The sequence below is a fragment of the Hydrogenophaga sp. UC242_53 genome (genome assembly GCF_042696965.1).
Lineage (GTDB): Bacteria > Pseudomonadota > Gammaproteobacteria > Burkholderiales > Burkholderiaceae_C > Hydrogenophaga.
The window spans coordinates 3,884,776-3,904,763 of record NZ_CP170552.1 but is presented as its reverse complement, the minus strand read 5'-3'; the positions used below and the strand labels follow the sequence as shown (position 1 = coordinate 3,904,763).

16 protein-coding genes and 5 pseudogenes are annotated in these 19,988 nt (G+C 69.9%); 14 read left to right on the top strand and 7 right to left on the bottom strand.

Annotated elements, in window-relative coordinates; all coding sequences use genetic code 11:
- Positions 1-20 precede the first annotated feature (20 nt).
- The 5 genes and pseudogenes from asd to ACFJI0_RS19595 all read left to right on the top strand — a co-directional run bounded on the left by asd (position 21) and on the right by ACFJI0_RS19595 (position 4,104).
- A pseudogene (gene asd / locus ACFJI0_RS19615) lies at positions 21-873 on the top strand (archaetidylserine decarboxylase).
- A gap of 31 nt (positions 874-904) precedes the next feature.
- Entirely contained in the window at positions 905-2,107 is a 1,203-nt protein-coding gene (gene purT / locus ACFJI0_RS19610) for a formate-dependent phosphoribosylglycinamide formyltransferase (protein WP_382321984.1), read from the top strand.
- Between the two features lie 122 nt (positions 2,108-2,229).
- A complete protein-coding gene (locus ACFJI0_RS19605) occupies positions 2,230-2,778 on the top strand; it encodes a DUF3455 domain-containing protein (protein ID WP_382321982.1) in 549 nt (182 codons plus the stop codon).
- A gap of 25 nt (positions 2,779-2,803) precedes the next feature.
- The gene (locus ACFJI0_RS19600; protein WP_382321980.1) at positions 2,804-3,406 is read left to right on the top strand and encodes a sigma-70 family RNA polymerase sigma factor; all 603 of its coding nucleotides are present in this window, start codon (positions 2,804-2,806) and stop codon (positions 3,404-3,406) included.
- Entirely contained in the window at positions 3,403-4,104 is a 702-nt protein-coding gene (locus tag ACFJI0_RS19595) for an anti-sigma factor domain-containing protein (protein WP_382321978.1), read from the top strand. The genes ACFJI0_RS19600 and ACFJI0_RS19595 overlap by 4 nt, the downstream gene beginning before the upstream one ends.
- Here the strand turns inward: ACFJI0_RS19595 and ACFJI0_RS19590 are convergent.
- Positions 4,091-6,250: pseudogene (locus tag ACFJI0_RS19590) on the bottom strand (molybdopterin cofactor-binding domain-containing protein). The gene ACFJI0_RS19595 and the pseudogene ACFJI0_RS19590 overlap by 14 nt on opposite strands.
- Between ACFJI0_RS19590 and ACFJI0_RS19585 the strand changes: the two are divergent.
- From ACFJI0_RS19585 to ACFJI0_RS19575, 3 genes are all read left to right on the top strand, one after another.
- The gene (locus ACFJI0_RS19585) at positions 6,174-6,401 is read left to right on the top strand and encodes a hypothetical protein (RefSeq protein ID WP_382325904.1); all 228 of its coding nucleotides are present in this window, start codon (positions 6,174-6,176) and stop codon (positions 6,399-6,401) included. The pseudogene ACFJI0_RS19590 and the gene ACFJI0_RS19585 sit on opposite strands and share 77 nt — an antisense overlap.
- Before the next feature lie 163 nt (positions 6,402-6,564).
- On the top strand, positions 6,565-7,113 hold the full coding sequence (locus tag ACFJI0_RS19580; RefSeq protein WP_382325741.1) for a DUF2846 domain-containing protein: 549 nt from the start codon (positions 6,565-6,567) through the stop codon (positions 7,111-7,113).
- Positions 7,110-8,360 (top strand): S1C family serine protease, encoded by a 1,251-nt coding sequence (locus ACFJI0_RS19575; protein ID WP_382321976.1) that lies wholly within the window; start codon positions 7,110-7,112, stop codon positions 8,358-8,360. The genes ACFJI0_RS19580 and ACFJI0_RS19575 overlap by 4 nt, the downstream gene beginning before the upstream one ends.
- Positions 8,361-8,375: 15 nt before the next feature.
- On the opposite strand, the pseudogene ACFJI0_RS19570 reads toward ACFJI0_RS19575, so the two are convergent.
- A pseudogene (locus ACFJI0_RS19570) lies at positions 8,376-9,883 on the bottom strand (AMP nucleosidase).
- A 61-nt stretch (positions 9,884-9,944) separates the two neighbouring features.
- Here ACFJI0_RS19570 and ACFJI0_RS19565 point away from each other — a divergent pair.
- A complete protein-coding gene (locus ACFJI0_RS19565; protein ID WP_382321974.1) occupies positions 9,945-11,225 on the top strand; it encodes an MgtC/SapB family protein in 1,281 nt (426 codons plus the stop codon).
- A 6-nt stretch (positions 11,226-11,231) separates the two neighbouring features.
- Here the strand turns inward: ACFJI0_RS19565 and gorA are convergent, their stop codons facing one another.
- Both gorA and ACFJI0_RS19555 read right to left on the bottom strand, forming a co-directional pair.
- Positions 11,232-12,632, bottom strand: a complete 1,401-nt coding sequence (gorA, locus tag ACFJI0_RS19560; protein ID WP_382321972.1) for a glutathione-disulfide reductase — start codon at positions 12,630-12,632, stop codon at positions 11,232-11,234.
- Positions 12,629-13,534, bottom strand: a complete 906-nt coding sequence (locus ACFJI0_RS19555) for a LysR family transcriptional regulator (protein ID WP_382321970.1) — start codon at positions 13,532-13,534, stop codon at positions 12,629-12,631. The genes gorA and ACFJI0_RS19555 overlap by 4 nt, the downstream gene beginning before the upstream one ends.
- A 103-nt stretch (positions 13,535-13,637) precedes the next feature.
- Between ACFJI0_RS19555 and ACFJI0_RS19550 the strand changes: the two genes are divergently transcribed.
- Positions 13,638-14,261, top strand: coding sequence for a glutathione S-transferase family protein (locus ACFJI0_RS19550; RefSeq protein ID WP_382321968.1), 624 nt, complete (start codon positions 13,638-13,640; stop codon positions 14,259-14,261).
- The gene (locus tag ACFJI0_RS19545; protein WP_382321966.1) at positions 14,258-15,145 is read left to right on the top strand and encodes a pyridoxamine 5'-phosphate oxidase family protein; all 888 of its coding nucleotides are present in this window, start codon (positions 14,258-14,260) and stop codon (positions 15,143-15,145) included. The genes ACFJI0_RS19550 and ACFJI0_RS19545 overlap by 4 nt, the downstream gene beginning before the upstream one ends.
- Here the strand turns inward: ACFJI0_RS19545 and ACFJI0_RS19540 are convergent.
- Positions 15,139-15,937: pseudogene (locus ACFJI0_RS19540) on the bottom strand (3-hydroxybutyryl-CoA dehydrogenase). The gene ACFJI0_RS19545 and the pseudogene ACFJI0_RS19540 overlap by 7 nt on opposite strands.
- Between ACFJI0_RS19540 and ACFJI0_RS19535 the strand changes: the two are divergent.
- From ACFJI0_RS19535 to ACFJI0_RS19525, 3 genes are all read left to right on the top strand, one after another.
- The gene (locus ACFJI0_RS19535; RefSeq protein ID WP_382325902.1) at positions 15,867-16,022 is read left to right on the top strand and encodes a hypothetical protein; all 156 of its coding nucleotides are present in this window, start codon (positions 15,867-15,869) and stop codon (positions 16,020-16,022) included. The pseudogene ACFJI0_RS19540 and the gene ACFJI0_RS19535 sit on opposite strands and share 71 nt — an antisense overlap.
- 124 nt (positions 16,023-16,146) lie before the next feature.
- Positions 16,147-17,865 carry a GMC family oxidoreductase gene (locus ACFJI0_RS19530; RefSeq protein ID WP_382321964.1) on the top strand — a complete coding sequence of 573 codons (1,719 nt, stop codon included), beginning with the start codon at positions 16,147-16,149 and terminating at the stop codon, positions 17,863-17,865.
- A 133-nt stretch (positions 17,866-17,998) separates the two neighbouring features.
- Positions 17,999-18,298, top strand: coding sequence for an antibiotic biosynthesis monooxygenase family protein (locus ACFJI0_RS19525; RefSeq protein ID WP_382321962.1), 300 nt, complete (start codon positions 17,999-18,001; stop codon positions 18,296-18,298).
- A 49-nt stretch (positions 18,299-18,347) separates the two neighbouring features.
- Here ACFJI0_RS19525 and rocF read toward each other — a convergent pair.
- Both rocF and ACFJI0_RS19515 read right to left on the bottom strand, forming a co-directional pair.
- Positions 18,348-19,266 (bottom strand): annotated as a pseudogene (rocF, locus tag ACFJI0_RS19520) (arginase).
- Positions 19,267-19,768: 502 nt separating this feature from the next.
- On the bottom strand, positions 19,769-19,948 hold the full coding sequence (locus ACFJI0_RS19515; RefSeq protein WP_382321960.1) for a hypothetical protein: 180 nt from the start codon (positions 19,946-19,948) through the stop codon (positions 19,769-19,771).
- Positions 19,949-19,988 lie beyond the last annotated feature (40 nt).

The following is a 19,988-nucleotide window of genomic DNA, read 5'->3' as shown; positions in this document are numbered from 1 at the left end:
CGCCACCGTCCTGCCCACCCATGTCATTCGCCGTTGCCCTGCAATACGTTTTCCCGAAGCGCGCACTCACTGTGTTTGGGGGCTGGGTGCGCAACGGCCGCTGGGGGGGCATCACGCAGTGGATCATCCGCCGCTTCATCCGCAAGTACGGCGTGAACATGGCGGAGGCCGCGAACCCCGACCCACAGGCCTACGCCAGCTTCAATCAGTTCTTCACCCGCGCGCTGCGCGCCGATGCCCGCCCGCTGGCCGATGCGGCCTTCGTCTGTCCGGTGGATGGCGCCATCAGCCAGTTCGGCGCGATCGCGCGCGACCAGATCTACCAGGCCAAGGGCCACACCTACAGCACGCGCGCGCTGGTGGGCGGTGACGCCGCCCTGGCCGCGCTGTTCGACGACGGCGCCTTCGCCACCATCTACCTCAGCCCGCGCGACTACCACCGCATCCACATGCCGGCTGCGGCCACGCTGCGCCGCATGATCCACGTGCCGGGCGACCTGTTCTCGGTCAACCCGGCCACGGCCCAGGGCGTGCCCGGCCTGTTCGCGCGCAACGAGCGCGTGGTGTGCGTGTTCGACCTGCAGGTGGGCGAGACCACCGTGCCCTTCGTGCAGGTGCTGGTGGGCGCGACCATCGTGGGCAGCATCGCCCACCACCTGGCACGGCGTGGTGAACCCGCCGCGCCCGGGCACGGTGCGCGAGTGGTCCTACAACGACCAGCCGCTGCACCTGCAGCGCGGCGAGGAAATGGGCCGCTTCCTGCTCGGCTCCACCGTGGTGCTGCTGTGGCCGCGCGACACGATCGCCTTCAACCCCGACTGGGCACCCGGCAACGCCGTGCGCCTGGGCGAGGCCATGGGCCAGTCCCTCTGAACATTTCCCTTTCTTTCTTCCGGAGCTTCACATGACCACGCTGGGCACCCCTTTGTCTCCTTCGGCCACCCGGGTCATGCTGCTGGGTTCGGGCGAGCTCGGCAAGGAGGTGCTGATCGCGCTGCAGCGCCTGGGCGTGGAGACCATCGCGGTGGACCGCTACGAGAATGCCCCGGGCCAGCAGGTGGCGCACCACGCGCGCACCATCACCATGAGCGACCCGGCGCAGCTCAAGGCGCTGATCGAGGCCGAGCGCCCGCACCTGGTGGTGCCCGAGATCGAAGCCATCGCCACGCCCATGCTGCAGGAGCTCGAAGCCGCTGGCGTGGTGCGCGTGATCCCCACCGCCCGAGCCGCGCGCCTGACCATGGACCGCGAAGGCATCCGCCGCCTGGCCGCCGAGACCCTGGGCCTGCCCACCAGCCCCTACAAGTTCTGCGATTCGCTCGACGAGCTGCAGGCCGCCATCGACGGCGGCATCGGCTACCCCTGCATCGTCAAGCCGGTGATGAGCAGCAGCGGCAAGGGCCAGAGCAAGATCGACGGCCCCGCCGACGTGAAGACCGCGTGGGACTGCGCGATGTCGGGCGGGCGCGTCGGCCCGGGCCGCATCATCGTGGAAGGCTTCATCGACTTCGACTACGAGATCACCCAGCTCACCGTGCGCGCGCGCGGCGCCGACGGCGGCATCGAGACGCACTTCTGCGATCCGATCGGCCACGTGCAGGTGAGCGGCGACTACGTGGAGAGCTGGCAGCCGCACCCCATGACGCCCAAGGCGCTGGCCGAGTCGCGCCGCATCGCCCAGGCCGTGACCGACGACCTCGGCGGCCAGGGCCTGTTCGGCGTGGAGCTGTTCGTCAAGGGCGACCAGGTCTGGTTCAGCGAGGTCAGCCCGCGCCCGCACGACACCGGCATGGTCACCATGATCACCCAGTGGCAGAACGAGTTCGAGCTGCACGCGCGCGCCATCCTGGGCCTGCCGGTCTCCACCACGCTCAAGAGCCCGGGTGCCAGCGCCGTCATCTACGGCGGCGTCGAGGCCACGGGCATCGCCTTCGACGGCGTGGACGAGGCCCTGCAGGTGCCGCAGACCGAGCTGCGCCTGTTCGGCAAGCCCGAGAGCTTCACCAAGCGCCGCATGGGCGTGGCGCTGGCGTTCGACGCCGACGTGGAGCGCGCCCGCACCCAGGCCAAGCTGGCGGCCTCGAAGGTCCGGCCGCGCAAGGCCTGAACCCCGGCCCGAAAGTTTTTTTTGCATCCGGCTGCATCCAAAACGCCGGTTGGCGAGTAGTGGAAGCAGTGGCGCCGTTTTTTGCGCTGCTGCCCACAACCCCAACCCCGAGGAGTTTTGCCATGCTGTTCAAATCCACCCTGGCCGCCGCAGCGGTGCTTGCCATGACCGCCTGCGCTTCCCACATGGGCTCGCCCGCCATGATGTATTCGCAGGCCAGCCTGCCCGACGCCGTGAAGGTGCCGGCCGGCCACAAGGTCGCCTGGGAAACCGTGGGCGTCGGCCAGATCACCTACGAGTGCAAGGTCAAGGCCAACATGCCTGGCCAGCACGAATGGGTGTTCGGCGGCCCCGACGCCAAGCTGCTGGACCGCAGCGGCAAGCAGGTCGGCAAGTACTACGGCCCGCCCGCCACCTGGGAAGCCATGGACGGCTCCAAGTTCACCGCCACCCAGGTCGCCGTGGCGCCCAACGGCGACGCGAACATCCCCCTGCAGCTTGTGAAGGCCAACCCCGCCATGGGCATGGGCGCCCTGAATGGCGTGACCTACACCCAGCGCGTGGCGACCAAGGGCGGCATCGCACCGACCTCCGCCTGCGGTGCCGCCAACGTGGGCGCCAAGCAGGTCGTGCAGTACCAGGCCGACTACATCTTCTACAAGGCATCCTGAGCGGGCGGGGCTGCCGTCGGCTAGGATGGCCGGCAGCCCCGCACTTTCGCGAGCACCGCCCTTGCCCCCATCCGACCCCGACGCTTTCGACCACGATGCCGCCCTGGCCGCCTGTGCGCGGGGCGATCGTGCGGCCCTGCGCCGCCTGTACGAGCACGAAGGCCGTTACCTGCTGGGGGTGGCGCTGCGCATCGTGCGCGACCGCGCCACTGCTGAAGACGTGTTGCACGACGCTTTCATGAACATCTGGACCCGCGCCGCCACTTTCGACGCCCGCCGTGGCGCGGGCCGGGGGTGGATGTACGGCATCGTGCGCCACCGCGCCCTCGATGCCGTGCGCTCGGGTGCGCGCACCGTGTCGGCCGACGAGGCGCAGATGGACGCGCTGCAGGCCGAGGACCCGCCCGCCGCGCCCGACATGGCCGAGGCCTTCGCGCTGCGCGCCGACCTCGGCCGGCTCGACGACTGCCTGGCGCGCCTGGACACGCCCAAGCGCAACTGCGTGCTCTACGCGTACCTGGACGGTTGCAGCCACAGCGAGATCGCCGAGCGCCTGGGCGCGCCGCTGGGCTCGGTGAAGGCCTGGATCCGCCGCGGGCTGGCGTCGTTGCGGGAGTGCCTGGCATGACCGCCCTTGATCCGATCGACGAACTGGCTGCGGCCTACGTGCTGGGCACGCTCTCGGCGGGGCAGCGGCGCGAGGTGCAGGCGCGCTTGCCCACCGATGCCGCCTTGCGCGACGCGGTCGACGGCTGGGAAGGCCGGCTGCTGCCGCTGACCGCCTTGGTCGAGGCGGTGGAGCCCTCGCCCGCGCTGTGGACGCGCATCGAACGCGCCATCGCCCCCCCACGCGCAGCGGCCAAGGCCAGCGCCTGGCAGACCTGGTGGAGCAGCCTGGGCTTCTGGCGCGCGGTGGCCGCCACCGGTTTCGTGGCCGCGTCGGTGGTCGCGCTGCTGCCGTCCACCGGCCTGTTCGCGCCGGCCGCGCCTCAATACATGGTGGTGCTGGTCGCGCCCAACGGCACGGCCCCGGGCTGGGTGGTGCAGACCAGCGGCGCCAACAGCTTGCGGCTGGTGCCACTGGGCACCACGGCCGTGCCCGAGCAGCGCTCGCTGCAGTTCTGGACCAAGGCCGACGACTGGAACGCGCCGGTCTCGCTGGGCCTGGTGCAACCGGGCCAGCCGCTGGAAGTGAAGCTCGACCAGCTGCCGCCGCTGGTGCCCAACCAGCTGTTCGAGATCACGCTGGAGCCCTACAACGGCTCGCCCACCGGCCGCCCGACCGGGCCGATCCTCTACATCGGGCGCGCGGTCAAGCTGACCTGAGCGGCAGGCTGCGGTGGCGCTGGCCGGTCAGCGCGAACAGCGCGTTCGCCACCGCCGGGGCGATCGGCGGCAGGCCAGGCTCGCCCACGCCTTCGGGCGGCGCGCTGCTCGGGACGATCAGCACCTCGACCGCCGTCATCTCGTGGAAACGCAGCACCGGCTGGTCGTGGAAGTTGCTGGCCTGCACCTGGCCGTTGACGATGTCCACCTGGCCGTACAGGGCCGCCGAGAGGCCGTAGACGATGGCGCTCTCCATCTGTTGCGCGATGCCGGTCGGGTTGACCGCCGTGCCGCAGTCGACGGCGCACCACACGCGGTGCACGCGGATGGTTTTGTCGGCGGCCAGCGAGACCTCGGCCACCTGCGCGACGATGGAGCCGAAGGACTCGTGCAAGGCGATGCCGCGCGCGGTCTTGGCGCCGTCGGGCGCGGGCGGCGAAGCCGTGCCCCAGCCGCCGGCCTGGGCCGCCGCCTGCAGCACCGCGAGGTGCCGGGGATGGCGCTGCAGCAGCCGTTCGCGAAAGACCAGCGGGTCGGTGCCGGCGGCGTGCGCGGCCTCGTCGACGAAGCTTTCCTTGAAGAAAGCCTGGTGCGAATGGCCTACCGAGCGCCAGAAACCCACCTGCAAGGGCAGGGCGACGGCGGCGTGCGCGATGCGCGCGGCCGGCCATTCGTAGGGCTGGTCGAACGCGCCTTCCGAGGTGGTCTTGTCCGGCCCGCCGCCGGGCAGGCCGAACAGGCGGCCCAGCACCTGCGGCACGATGGCCTGGCCCGCGCTGGTGTTCTGCCAGGCCACGAGCTGCCCCTGGGCATCGAAGCCGGCCTTGAAGCGCGAGACGCAGGCCGGGCGGTAGATGTCGTGGCGCAGGTCCTGCTCGCGCGACCACAGCGTCTGCACCGGCGCGCCGGGCACGGCCTTGGCGATGGAGGCGGCCTGGGCGATGAAGTCCACCTCCAGCCGCCGGCCGAAGCCGCCGCCCAGCAGCATCACGTGCACCGTCACCGCCTCGGCGGGCAGGCCGAGTGCGTCGGCGGCGGCCTTGCGCGCCAGGCCGGGCACCTGGGTCGAGACCCAGACCGTGGCGCGGTCGCCGTCGAAGCGCACCGTGCAGTTCATGGGCTCCATGGTGGCGTGCGCGAGGTAGGGCGCGCGGTACTCCGCCTCGATGGCGCGCACCGCGCCGGCCATGGCCGCGTCCACGTCGCCTTCGGTGAAGAAGGCAAACCCTTTTTTTCGGTGTCCAGCGTGCGCGCGAGCTGCTCCATCGCGTCGGCGCTCTGGAAGTTCGCGAGTTCGCCCGCGTCCCATTCGATCTTCAGCGCCTCGGCCGCCTGCTTGGCGCGCCAGGGGTGGTCGGCGATCACGGCCACGCCGCCGGTGCCACCGTGGCGGGGCTCGAACGGGACCACCGTGCGCACGCCCGGCATGGCCTGGGCGGCGGCCGCGTCGAAGCGGGTGGCGCGGCCGCGCAGGGTGCGGCACATCTGCACGCTCGCGTGCAGCAGGCCTTCGGGCCGCGCGTCGATGCCGAAGCGCGCGCTGCCATCGGTCTTGCTCGCGGCCTCGATGCGGTTCGTGGGCCGGCCGATCAGCTTGAACTGGGCGGGCGTCTTGAGCGTGGGCGAGCGCGGCAGGCGCTGCTGCGCGGCCGCGCCGGCCAGGCTGCCGTAGCCCGCGCGCTGCCCGGCGGGGCCGAGCACCTCGCCGTTCTCGGTGCGGCAGTGGCCGGGCTCGGTGTTCCATTGCCGGGCCGCGGCGCTCACCAGCATCTCGCGCGCCGAAGCCCCGGCCTCGCGCATCGGCAGCCACAGGTCCTTCACGCTCGACGAGCCGCCGGTCATCATCACGCCGATCTCGCGCATGGCCTTGGCCGCCATCCAGCGCGCCGCGTCCAGCACCCGACTCTCGGTGTCCGGGTGCACCGGCAAGCCGTCGACCACGGTGGCGATGTTGTTGTAGATCTTGTCGATGGGCGAGGCCTCGAAGCGCACGCGCGACCAGTCGGCGTCCAGCTCGTCGGCCAGCAGCATGCACAGCGAGGTGCGCAGCGCCCTGGCCCATCTCGCTCTTGGCCAGCATCACGGTGACGCCGCCGTCCGCATCGATCTTCACCCAGCCATTGAGGGCCGCCTCGTTCGCGCCCACCGGCAGCGGCTGCGCCGTGGTGAGCCGCTGGCGCGGCGGCAGCACCGACCAGCCCAGCACCAGCGCACCGCTGGCGGCGAGGGTGCCGAGGAGGAACTTGCGTCGGGTGGTGGCGATGGGGTTTTCCGGTGGGCGGGTCGGCGCAGCTTAAACCCGAAACGCGGCCTGCCGCGTGCGGCGCCTGCACCACGCTGGCTGGTGAAAGTCCCAGGATTTCGTCTTGTTACAAACGGTTAGCATTGGCGCCAATCATGCAATGAGGGGCGATGATGGGCGGAGTTCGTGGGTGGGCGAGCGCATTGGTCTTGCTGGCGGTGGCGCTGTTGTCGGGCTGCGCTGCGGATGGGCACAGTTATCTGGCGGTGACCAGCTCCATACCGCCTTTGAAGGACAACGGTTGCCGTGTGTTCTTCTACCGCACCGACTCGATGGTGGGCGCGGCCATGCAGCCGGAAATACGGCTGGACAACCAAGTCGTTGGCAAGTCACAGCCTGGCGGATTCTTCTACGTGGACACGCACCCTGGCCGCCATCTGGCGAGCTCGCAGACCGAGAACGAGGCGCGGCTGGAGTTCGACATCGAAGCGGGCCAGACCGTGTATGTGGCGTCCAGCATCACGTTTGGCGTGCTGGTCGGTCGGGTGCAGTTGAACCTCCAGCCCGAGGCGGTGGCCTTGTCGGCGCTGTCGCCCTTGCGCTACACCGGCGTCGGAATGGCGCCGACGGCACCGCCCGGCGCGGTGCGGGCGCCAACCACGGAGACCTCCCCACCGGTGGCCTCCAGCCCCAAGCCCCGGGCACGCGTGACGATGGCTGACTTGGAGGCCTTGTTGCCACCGTCGCCTGCCGGAGCCGCACGATGAGCTGGCGCGCCTGGGTCCTGGTGGTGGGAGCCGCCGCAAGCGCTCCCGCGTTGGCGCTTGAGCCCGATGCCCTGTTCGCCAAGGTGGCGCCCAGCGTCTGGACGGTGGTGGCCTCCGATGCCCAGGGGCGCAACCAGTCTCAGGGCAGTGCGGTGGTGATCGGCCCTGGGCGTCTGGTCACCAATTGCCATGTGCTGGCGCGCATGACCCGCTTCCAGGTCGCGAAGGACAACGTGAGCTACGGCGGCAAGCTGGAGTTTCCCGACCCGGAGAACGACCTGTGCCAGATCCGGGTGGATAACTTCCAGGCTCCGGCCATCGAGCTTGCGCCCAGGGACACCTTGCGGGTGGGCGCGCGCGTCTATGCGATCGGAACGCCGCAGGGCCTGGAGGCCACGCTGAGCGATGGCTTGCTGTCCGGCCTGCGCCGCGACGAGCAGGGGCAGTTGCTGTTCGTGCAGACCACCGCGCCCATTTCGCCCGGGTCCAGTGGCGGTGGCCTGTTCGATACCGAAGGCCGGTTGATCGGCATCACCACGCTCATGCGGCGCGAGGCGCAGAACATCAACCTCGCCGTGCCCGCCTACCGCATCACCGAGTTACCTGAGCGAGGGCGCGAGCTGCTCGAACGGCGTGCCGCCGCCAACGCCGCCCGGGTGGCGGCGGCACCGGTAGCCGCGCCTTCGGCGGGCCTGCAGCCGACGGCGCAGCGGCGGGTAGGCGACTGGTTCGAGTATGTGGTGACGGACGCGCAGACCCAGCTCAAGAGCACGGTCAGCCTGAAGGTGGATCGCGTGGACGGCGCTCGCGTCGTTTTCAACGGGGGCGGTCGGGTGGAGGATGAAACCGGCCTCGTGCTGGATTCTTCGTCGCCCGCGCTGCTGGAACTCGATCTGGTGACACCGCCTGGCGGCTGGGCGCCGGGTGGCAAGGTGCTCAACGGGGTGCAGACCTTCAATTTTTCGACCACGAAGGGAGGCGACACCACGACGTTCGACGTCACGGCTGTAGCGTCTCTCTCTCAAACGCTCCGCATGGGCGAGAGTGAGTACAACGCGGTGCGCATCGACGTCCGGGGGTGGGCCTCCCGCCTGCCCGTGCACCGCGTCGCGATGTCGAACCTTCGTTACCAGGCCACGTTGTGGTATTCGCCGGACCTGATGCGGGTCGTGCGCTTCACGCTGGAGCGGTTGGGCAGCACCGACCGCAAGGAAACCGTGGAGCTGGTGCGCGCCGGCCGGGGCTGAGGCCGGCGCCCCGGCTCACTGGAACGCGACTTCCGCGAAGCTGCGCAGCTTGCGGCTGTGCAGCTGGTCCGTGCCGCCGGCGCGCAGGATGTCGATGGCGCGGATGCCGATGCGCAGGTGCTGGTCCACGCGCTCGCGGTAGAAGTGGTTGGCGATGCCGGGCAGCTTGATCTCGCCGTGCAGCGGCTTGTCGCTCACGCACAGCAGGGTGCCGTAGGGCACGCGGAAGCGGAAGCCATTGGCCGCGATGGTGGCGCTCTCCATGTCCAGCGCCACCGCGCGCGACTGCGAGAAGCGGCGTTGCGGCATGTTGTCGGGCAGCAGCTCCCAGTTGCGGTTGTCGGTGCTGGCGCACGGTGCCGGTGCGCATGATGCGCTTGAGCTCGGCCGGCGGCACGCCGGTCACGTCGGCCACGGCGGCTTCGAGCGCGAGCTGGATCTCCGCCAGCGCGGGGATCGGCACCCACAGCGGGAGCTCTTCGTCCAGCACGTGGTCTTCGCGCACGTAGGCGTGGGCCAGCACGTAGTCGCCCAGCTGCTGGCTGGTGCGCAGGCCGGCGCAGTGGCCGAGCATGAGCCAGGCATGCGGGCGCAGCACGGCGATGTGGTCGGTGATGGTCTTGGCGTTGGCCGGGCCCACGCCGATGTTGACCATGGTGATGCCGCTGCGGTCTTCGCGCAGCAGGTGGTAGCCCGGCATCTGCGGCAGGCGCGGCGGTGCGCTGCCGAGTTCGTCGCCGTTCTCGGCGGCCAGGCCGGTGCGGCGCATCACCACGTTGCCCGGTTCGACGAAGGCCACGTACTCGCTGTCGGGGTCGGACATCTCGGCGCGGCCGAGCTTGATGAACTCGTCGATGTAGAACTGGTAGTTGGTGAACATCACGAAGTTCTGGAACCACTCGGGCGCGGTGCCGGTGTAGTGGCGCAGGCGCTGCAGCGAATAGTCCACCCGGGGCGCGGTGAACAGCGAGAGCGGGTGCGCCTCGCCTGCGCGGGGCTCGTGCGTGCCGTTGGCGATGCCGTCGTCCATGGCGGTGAGGTCGGGCAGGTCGAACACGTCGCGCATGAGCGCGCGGCGCATCACGTCCATGCTGCCTTCCACGTGGTCGTGTTCGGCGAACGAGAAGTGGATGGGGATGGGCTGCGTGCTGGTACCCACCTCCAGCTCACCGCCGTGGTTGCGCCAGCAGCAGGCGGAACTGCTCCAGGTAGTAGTCGCTGTACAGGTCGGGCCGGGTCAGGGTGGTTTCGTAGCGCCCGGGGCCGGCCACGAAGCCATAGCTCAGGCGGCTCAGCGGCTGGCCGATGGTGCTGTCCTGGCGCAGCACGCTGTGGGTGTGCAAGCGCACGTAGGGGTAACACGCCCGCACATGGGTCTGCGTGAAATCGCCGCCGGCGACGAAATCGCGCATGGCCTGGCGCAGGAATTCCACGTTGTCCTGGTAGATGCGCTGCACCTGGGCCAGCGCCTCGGCCGGGTCCTTGAAAACGAGCGGTGCGGTGTAGGCAGGTGTTTTTTGCATGCGCTATTGTGGCGCGCCGTTGCCTGGCACCGCAGGACGGCCGAAACTGGAGGAAAACCGCATGTTGCCCATCACCCTGCCCGAATGGACCACCGCCGCCGCCCCGCTGGCGGCCGCGCTGGGCTGCGGGTTGCTGATCGGTGTCGAGCGCGAGCGCCGCAAGGGCGAGGGCCCGGCGCGGGCCTTTGCCGGCCTGCGCACTTTCGCGCTGGTGTGTGTGAGCGGCGCGCTGGCCGCGCTCCTGGGGCACACGGGTCTGGTGCTGATCGGCGCGGCGTTCGTGGCGGCGCTGGGTGTGGTGGCCTATGCGCGCGACCGGTCCGAGGACCCGGGTGCGACCACCGAAGTGGCGCTGCTGCTGACCTACCTGATCGGCGTGGTGTGCGTCTGGCAACTGCCGCTGGCGGCCGCCATGGCCGCCGGGCTGACGGCGCTGCTGGCCGCGCGCGAGCGGCTGCACCATTTCGTGACCGAGTGGCTGCGCCCGGCGGAGATTCGCGACGGCATCGTGCTGGCCGCGCTGGTGCTCGTGGCGCTGCCGCTGATGCCGAACCGGCCCTTGTGGGGGCCGGTGCTCAATCCGGCCACCATCGTGCAGTTGTTGGCGCTGCTGCTGGCGGTCCAGTCGCTGGCCCACCTGTGCCGGCGGCTGCTGCAGGCGCGGCAGGCGGTGGCGTTCTCGGCCTTCGCCTCCGGCTTTGTCTCCAGCACGGCGACCATCGCCACGCTGGGCATGGGCGTGCGCCAGCAGGGCGGCGAGGCCCGTCTGATGGCCGGTGGGGGCTTGTTGTCGTGTGTGCCCACCTTGCTGCAGATGTTGCTGGTGGCGGTGGCGGTCCGCCCGACCTGGCTCCCGGGTTTGTGGTTGCCGGCGTTGGCGGGCGCGCTGCTGGCCGCCTTGTGGGGCGGGTGGCTGGTGCGCGGGGCGCCCATGGAAATGGGCGGCGCGATGGGGTCGTCGCCGCACACCGAGGGCCTGGGAGGGCCGCAGGGCGATCGGATGTTCAGCCTTTGGGGCGCCATGGCCATTGCGGCCTTGCTCGCGGGCATCCAGGTCCTGGTGCATGCGCTGGACCTCTGGCTGGGCGAGGCCGGCGTGTTGGCCGGGACCTTGCTCGCCTCGCTCGTCGACCTGCACTCGGCGCTGGCGGCGGTCTTCGCGTCCGGCGGGCCGCCTGCGGAGGGCGTGCCGTGGGCGGTGATGCTGGCACTGGGCGTGCACGCCCTGAGCAAGAGCGTCACCGCCGTCCTGAGCGGCGGGGCTCGCTACGCGGCGTGGCTGGTGCCCGGGTTGCTGGCGCACACCGCCGTGTGCATGGCCTTGCTGGCCGTGCTTCGCTGAGCCTGTTCAGGCCTTGACGGGTTCGCGCATGGTCACGAACTCTTCCGCCGCCGTCGGGTGAATGCCGATGGTGCTGTCGAACACCGCCTTGGTGGCGCCGGCCTTGAGCGCCACCGCAAAACCCTGCACGATCTCGCCCGCTTCGGCGCCCACCATGTGCAGGCCCACCACGCGGTCGCTTTTCGTGTCCACCACCAGCTTCATGAGCGTGCGCTCGCTGCTGCCCGAGAGCGTGTGCTTGAGCGCCTTGAACTCGCTGCGAAAGATGGTCACGTCGCCATGCCGCTTGCGCGCGTCCGCCTCGCTCAGGCCCACGGTGCCGATGCTGGGGTGGGTGAAGACGGCGGTGGGAACGAAGTCGTAGGCCATGCTGCGCGGCGGCTTGCCCGCGGCGGGGCCGAAGAGCTGGTCCACCACCACCATGGCCTCGCCCAGCGCCACGGGGGTGAGCTGGAGGCGGCTGGTGACGTCGCCCACGGCGAAGATGGAGGGCACGTTGGTGCGGTACTGCTCGTCGACGATGACCTCGCCGCCCTTGCCCTGGGCCACGCCCACCGCGTCCAGGCCCAGGCCCCCTACCGTGGGCACGCGGCCGGTGGCGTACAGCACGGCATCGGCCATCACCTCGCCGCCGCCCTGGAGCTTCACCTGCAGGCCGTCGGGGGTCTTCACGATGGCGGCCACGTCCGCGCCCAGCCGCAGGTCCACGCCCGACTTGATCATCTCGTTCGCCACGAAGTGGCGGATCTCGTCGTCGAAGCCGCGCAGGATCTGCTCGCCCCGGTAGAGCTGGGTCACCTTCGCGCCCAGGCCGTTGAAGATGGAGGCGAACTCGCTGGCGATGTAGCCACCGCCCACGATCAGCAGGCGCTGGGGAAAGGGCTCGAGGTCGAAGATGGCGTTGGAGTCGATGACGTGCTCGCGGCCTTCGATGTCGGGCACGCTGGGTTTGCCGCCCGTGGCGATGAGGATGTGCTTCGCCGTCACGCGTTTTTCGCCGGCCTCGCCATGGAGCTTGAGCACCACGGCCTGTGGGCCGTCGATGCGCGCGAAGGCATCGAACACGGTCACGCCCGAGCCGGTCAGCAGGTTGCCGTAGATGCCGTTGAGGCGGCTGATCTCTTTGGCGCGGTTGGCCTTGAGCGTGGCCCAGTTGAAACGGGGCTTGTCCAGCTCCCAGCCGAAGCCGTGCGATTCCTCGAAGGCTTCGGCATAGTGCGCCGCGTAGCTGTAGAGCTTCTTGGGGATGCAGCCCACGTTCACGCAGGTGCCGCCCAGGCCGTCGGTGCCCAGCATTTCGGCCAGCGCCACGCGCGCGCCGCGCTGCGCGGCCATGCGGGCGGCGCGCACGCCGCCGCTGCCGCCGCCGATCACGAAGAGGTCAAAGTCGAAAGAGGAAGTGCTCATGGTGGGGGGTGTCCGGGCTCGAAGCCTTTGAGTTCCTGTCGGATGAAATCGATGAAAGCCCGCGTGCGCGTGGGCAACAGGCGGGCATGGGGGTAGACGACGTGGATCGGGCGCGGCGCGTCCGCGAAGTCGTCCAGCACGGTTTCCAGCGCGCCGGATTGCAGCAAGGGCGCCACCTGGTAGGAGAGGAACTGGCCGAAACCCGCGCCGTCCGCGCAGGCCTGCACCGCCGGGGCAATGTGATTGAACTCCAGGTTGCCACCGACGGTGAGTTTGAAGGTCTTGCTGCCTTCCTGGAAACGCCCCCAATGGGGTGCGTAGCCCACCAGGCGCACGCAGTTGGCCTTGAGCAGGTCGTTGGGGTGCTGCGGGCGGCCGTGTTCCCGCAGGAAAGCGGGGCTGGCCACGATCACGCGGCGGATCTCGCCCAGCGGCAGGGCGACCAGGCTGGAGTCTTCCAGGTGCGCGATGCGGATGCCGACGTCGACCCCTTCTTCCAGCAGGTTCACCACCCGGTCCATCAGCATCACGCGGCAATGCACCTGAGGGTGGCGCCGCACGAAACGCGTGACGACGGGGGCCACGTGCATCTGGCCGAACAGCACCGGGGCGGTGATGGTGAGCTGGCCGGTGGGTTCGGTGGCATCGTCCTTCAGCGCGGCCTCGGCGTCGTCCACCGCCGCCAGGAGCTGGCGGCAGCTCTCAAGGTGGCGCCGGCCTTCTTCGGTGAGCGAGATGCGGCGCGTGGTGCGGTTGAACAGGCGCACCCCCAGCTCGGCCTCGTAGGCCGCGAGCGAGCGCACCACGGCCGGCAGCGAGGCGCCCAGCGCCCAGGCCGCCGCGGTGAGGCTGCCGGCGTCGGCGATCTGCACGAAGGTGACCATGGCGCGGAACTTGTCCATGCGCCATTAAACCGATTTGTGGAGCAGTCTTGTGCGTGCAGGGGTATTTGTGAATGCGCTTGCAAGAAAGAAGATGGCGCCTTTCCTCTTTCAGGAGCGATCCATGGCACCTTCCATCCAGCTGCACCGAAGCGCCATCTCCGGCCACTGCCACCGCGTCGAGTTGTTTCTCTCGCTGCTCGGCTTGCCGTTCGAGACGGTCGAGATCGACCTGCCGCAGAAGCAGCAGAAGTCCGCCGCCTTCCTGGCGCTGAACCCCCTGGGTCAGGTGCCGGTGCTGCGCGACGGCGACCTCATCCTGAGCGACTCGAACGCCATCCTGGTGTACCTCGAAGCCCGTTACGCGCCGGGCCAGTGGCTGCCGCGCGATCCGGTGGGCGCGGCCCGCGTGCAGCGCTGGCTCTCGTTGGCCGCCGGCCCGCTGGCGTCCGGACCGGCCGCCGCGCGCGTGGTGCAGCTCTTCGGGCTGCCCACCGACCCGGCGGAGGCGATCGCTCGTGCGCAAGCCCTGTTCGAGTTCATGGAAGGCGCACTGGGGCGCACGCCGTTTCTGGTCGGCGAGCGCGCCACGCTGGCCGACCTGGCGCACTACGCCTACGTGGCCCGGGCGCCCGAAGGCCTGGTGTCGCTGCAGCCGTATCCGGCCATCCGCGCCTGGCTGGCGCGCATCGAGGCCCTGCCGGGCTTCGTGCCGATGGTGACCTCGCCAGTGGGGTTGGCGGCATGAGCGCCGCCTTTCACACCGGTGAACAGGCGATGCAGGCGCGCGCCGGTGTGCAGGCGCAGATGGCGCAGATCGGCCCGCGCGTGTTGCGCGATCACATGCCCGACCAGCACCGCGAGTTCTTCGGCCTGTTGCCCTTCGTGCTGGTGGGCAGCGTAGACCCGTCGGGCCAGCCCTGGGCCAGCGTGCTCGCGGGCGCGCCGGGCTTCATGCAATCGCCCGACCCCACGCACCTGCACATCGGTGCGCGGCCCCTGCCGCACGACCCGCTGAACACCACGCTGCGCGATGGCGCTGCCCTGGGTCTGCTCGGCATTCAACCGCACACGCGCCGGCGCAACCGCATGAACGGCACGGCGCGGCTGCAGGACGGCGGTGTCACGGTCGAGGTCGGTCAGAGCTTTGGCAATTGCCCGAAGTACATCCAGGCGCGGGAGCCGGTGTGGGTACCCGGCGCACCTGCGGGGCAGATCGCTTTCGAAGGCCCGGGCCTGGACGAGGCGTCGCGCGGGCTGATCCGCGCCGCCGACACCTTCTTCATCGCCACCGCCCACCCCCAGGCGTCTGCGGGCGGCGAGCGCAGCCATGGGGTCGACGTGTCGCACCGGGGCGGCCCGCCGGGGTTCGTGAACGTGGCCGGCGAGGTGCTGACCGTGCCCGACTACCTGGGCAACCACTTCTTCAACACGCTGGGCAACATCGCCCTGCACCCGGCGGCGGGCCTGCTGTTCGTGGACTTCGAGCGGGGCGACCTGCTGTATCTCGCGGTGCAGGCGAAGGTGGTGTGGGACGGCAGCCTGCGCCTGCTGCGCATGCAGGTGACCCACGCGCGGCGGGTGCAGGGGGCCTTGCCGCTGCGCTGGGCGGCCCCCGGCGACGCTCAGTAGGTGTAGACGCCGCGCCCGGTCTTGCGGCCCAGGTAGCCGGCGGCCACCATTTCCTTGAGCAGCGGGGCGGGGCGGTACTTGCCGTCGTTGAACTCGGCCATGTAGACGTTCATCACGGCCAGGCACACGTCCAGGCCGATCATGTCGGCCAGGGCCAGCGGGCCGATGGGCTGGTTGGTGCCCAGCTTCATGCCGGCGTCGATGTCCTCCGCCGTGGCGATGCCTTCGGCCAGCACGAAGAAGGCCTCGTTGATCATGGGCACGAGGATGCGGTTGACCACGAAGCCGGGCGCGTTCTTCACCGTGATGGGCGACTTGCCCAGGGCCTCGGCCAGCGCCTTCACCGCGTCGTGCGTGGCGTCGCTGGTTTGCAGGCCGCGGATGATCTCCACCAGCGCCATCATGGGCACCGGGTTGAAGAAGTGCATGCCGATGAAGCGGTCGGGCCGCTGGGTGGCGGCGGCCAGCTTGGTGATGCTGATCGAGCTGGTGTTGGTGGCCACGATCACCTCGGGCGCGAGCAGGCCGTCGAGCTGCTGCAGGATCTTGACCTTCAGGCCTTCGTTCTCGGTGGCGGCCTCGATCACGAGCTGCGCGCCCTTGAGGTCTTCGTAGTTCGTCGAACCCTTGATCAGGGCGAGCGCCTGGTCCTTGTCGGCAGCGGTGATCTTCTCTTTCTTGATCAGCCGGTCCAGGCTGCCAGCCACCGTGCGCCAGGCCCTTGTCGACCGCGGCCTGCGCGATGTCGACCATGACCACGCGGATGCCGCGCGTGGCGCAGGCCTGTGCGATGCCGTTGCCCATGGTGCCCGAGCCGATGATGCCGACCGTGTTGATGCTGTTCATGAAGACGCTGCTCCTGTTCAAAAATCCGTGAAAACCCGGCGTCGCCGGCGTGTCTTTCCTAGGCGGTGCTGCCTAACCGGGCGCGAGGCCCTGTGCTACCTTGGCCTTTGATTGTCGCGCACGCCTTGCATGGCGCTGACCACCACGGAGACACCATGTTCGACTACATCATCGTTGGCGGCGGATCGGCCGGCTGCGTGCTGGCCTCCCGCCTCAGCGAAGACCCCGGCACCCGGGTGGCCCTGCTGGAGGCCGGCCCGCCCGACAGCAGCGTGCTCATCCACTGCCCGGCGGGCCTGGCGCTGCTGGCGAAGAACGGCCAGGCCAACTGGGGCCTGCAGACCGTGCCCCAGCCCGGTCTGAACGGCCGGCGTGGTTACCAGCCGCGCGGCAAGGTGCTGGGAGGCTCGAGCTCGGTCAACGCCATGATCTACGCGCGCGGCCACGCCAGCGACTACGACGGCTGGGCCGCGCTGGGCAACCCGGGCTGGTCGTTCCAGGAGGTCCTGCCGTACTTCAAGCGCGCCGAGCACAACGAGCGCGGTGCCGACGCCTGGCACGGCCAGGGTGGGCCGCTCAATGTGATGGATCTGCGCAGCCCCAATGCCTTTCTGCCCGCTTTCGTCGAAGCCGGCGCGCAGGCGGGCTATCCGCTCAACACCGACTTCAACGGCCCCGAGCAGGAGGGCATCGGCGCCTACCAGGTCACGCACAAGAACGGCGAGCGTCACAGCGCGGCCAAGGCCTACCTCACGCCGCACCTGGCGCGGCCCAACCTGCAGGTGATCACGAACGCGCTCACCACCCGCGTGGTGACCGACACCGAAGACGGTGGCACGGTGCGCGCGGCGGGCGTGGAGTACCGGGGCAACGGCGGGCGCGGTCCGCTGCAGATCCTGCGGCTCAAGGACGGCGGCGAGGTGGTGCTGAGCTCGGGCGCCTTCGGCTCGCCGCAGTTGCTCATGCTCTCGGGCATCGGCCCGGCCGCGCATTTGCGCGAACACGGCATCACCCCGGTGCACGACCTACCGGGCGTGGGCCAGAACCTGCACGACCACGTGGACGTGGTGATGGTGGTCAACGCGCCGAAGGTCAAGGACCTGTTCGGCCTCTCGCTCACCGGCGTGGCGCGCGCGGTGCGCGGCATCTTCGAATGGCGGCGCCAGCGCAGCGGCATGCTGACCACCAACTTCGCCGAAGCGGGCGGCTTCATCAAGAGCGCGCCCGAAGAGCCCATTCCCGACCTGCAGCTGCACTTCGTGGTCGGCAAGCTGGTGGACCATGGCCGCAAGACGGTGTTCGGCCACGGTTACTCGTGCCACGTGTGCCTGCTGCGCCCCAAGAGCCGCGGCAGCCTGCGCCTGGCCAGCGCCGACCCGCAGGCCGCGCCGCTGATCGACCCCGCCTTTCTGCAGGACAGCGACGACACCGCGCGCCTGGTGCGGGGCTTCAAGCGCATGCGCGCGCTGCTGCAGCAACCCGCACTCACGCGCCATGGTGGCACCGAGTCGGCCTCGTCGGCCCAGGCGCAGAGCGACACGCAGATCGAACAATTCATCCGCGGTCATGCCGACACCATCTACCACCCCGTGGGCACCTGCCGCATGGGGCCGGATGGCGCGCCGGGGGGCTTGGACGTGGTGGATGCGCGCCTGCGCGTGCACGGCGTGGCGGGCCTGCGCGTGGTGGACGCGTCGGTGATGCCCAGCGTGGTGGGGGGCAACACCAATGCCCCGGTGATCATGATGGCGGAGAAGGCGGTCGATATGATGAGAGCCGATCGTCCCCCCCGCGCCGCGCCTGACGGCGCGTCACCCCCCGAAAGGGCAACCGCAGTGGCCCGGCAAAGCCGGTTCCACGCGGTTCCCGGTTAACCTTGCTTCTCCGATCCACCACTCTCCTCCGGCGCGCACGCACGTCATCCAGGATGCCGCGGAACTGGCTTTGCCAGGCCGCAGGCATCGCCCCCTGGGGGGTGACGCGAGGCGGCGCGGGGGGCTCCACAAGATGATTCTCGAGCACGCCGACATCCGCATCGACCCCCTGAAGAGCGCAGCCTTTGAAGAGGCCATTCTTCGTGGGGTGAGCACCGTCATCGCCCATTCGAAGGGCTTCAAGGGCTACCAGGTCCAGCGCAGCATCGAGACCCCCGGGCGCTACCTGTTGCTGATCCAGTGGGAGACGCTGGAAGACCACACCGTGGCCTTCCGGGGCTCCGATGCCTTCCCGCAGTGGCGCGCCATCGTCGGGCCGTTTTTCGCCCAGCCTCCGGTGGTCGAGCACTTCGAAGTGGTTGGCAAGAGCTGATGGCTGCTTGCCCTCGTGGGCAGCCTTTGGTTGTAATTGAGTTACAACTTTAGTTTTTGCGCATCAGGGTGGACTTGCCGAACAGGCTTTCGATCAGGTCCACCGCCAGCTCGGCGGTGCGGTTGCGCACATCGAGCGCGGGGTTGAGCTCCATCACGTCGAGCGAGCACAGCCGGCCGGTGTCCGCGATCATCTCCATGCACAGCTGCGCCTCGCGGTAGGTCGGGCCGCCGAGCACGGTGGTGCCCACGCCGGGCGCGATCTCCGGGTCGAGAAAGTCCACGTCGAAGCTCACGTGCAGGTGGGTCTGCTCGTCCACGCCCATCAGCGCTTGCTCCATGGTGTGGCGCATGCCCATTTCGTCGATGTAGCGCATGTCGAACACCTCCAGGCCGGCCTGGTGCACCAGGCGCTTCTCGCCCGCGTCCACGCTGCGGATGCCGATCTGCCGCACCACGCCGGCGTCGATGGCCGGCGTGGTGCCGCCGATGCCGGTGAGTTCGGGCGGGCCCATGCCGCAGAGCAGGGCCACCGGCATGCCGTGGATGTTGCCGCTGGGCGTGAGCGCGGCGGTGTTGAAGTCGGCGTGGGCGTCGAGCCAGAGCACGCGCAGCTTCTTGCGCGCCTCGCGGCAGTGGCGCGCCACCGCGCTGATCGAGCCCAGGCCCAGACAGTGGTCACCGCCGAGCACGATGGGCAGGCGGCCCAGCGCAAGTTCGGCGTGCACGGCCTCGTGAAGGGTCTGGTTCCAGGCCACCACTTCACCCAGGTGGCGGTAGCCGTCGGTGGGCGGCAACCAGGGATTGGCCGGACCGCCGAGGTTGCCGCGGTCGGCGACGCTCAGGCCCTGGCCTTCGAGCACCGTCGCGCAGGCCCGCGACGCGCAAGGCCTCGGGCCCCATGGAGGCACCGCGGGCACCGGCGCCGATGTCGGTCGGCACCCCGATGAGGCTGAGGTTTTTTTGCATGGCGGTATTGTGAGTCGGTGAATCCCGAGTGTGACGGCCTTCGGGCTGGTTTCAAAACGTATGGCGTGTTACCAGCCACCGGTCGGCGGGCGGACATTGCACACACACCCTCCACCGGGCACCTCTTTTCGGGCGGGGAATTTTGTTACCAACCCACACCTTTCGTGCCGGACTCCAAGCCGTTGGGAAGCTGATACTCCGTTCGCGCTGAGCGGGTCTCCGCCCATCGTGGTGATTTATCTCACGTTCCTGGCCTGTCCGACACTGCAGCGCAGTGTGACCTGGAACCCTTTCCCGATCGCCCCTGCCGCCGCCCTCGTGTGAGCGTCAAGGTGTTTTTGTGCCGCCGATATGAACCCGACTCCGATTCCGACCCCGACGCCCTGGATGGAGGGCCCTTCGACCCGCAGGTCGCTGCCCTTGCTGGCCGCGCTGTTCGCGGCCACGCTCACCGCCTGCGGTGGTGGGGGCGGCGGAGGGGCGGCCACGGGTGGTGGCACGGTCAACGAACCGGTGGCCGGGGCACCAGCGCCGAGCCCGGCTCCTTCGCCAGCACCTCGCCCTTCGCCAGCGCCAAGCCCTGCTCCTGCTCCTGCTCCTGCTCCTGCTCCTGCTCCTGCTCCTGCGCCAGCTCCTGCGCCAGCTCCTGCGCCAGCTCCAGCCCCCGCACCGGCACCGGCACCGGCCCCCTCGGCCACCGCCTGCGATGCCGCCACCGGCCG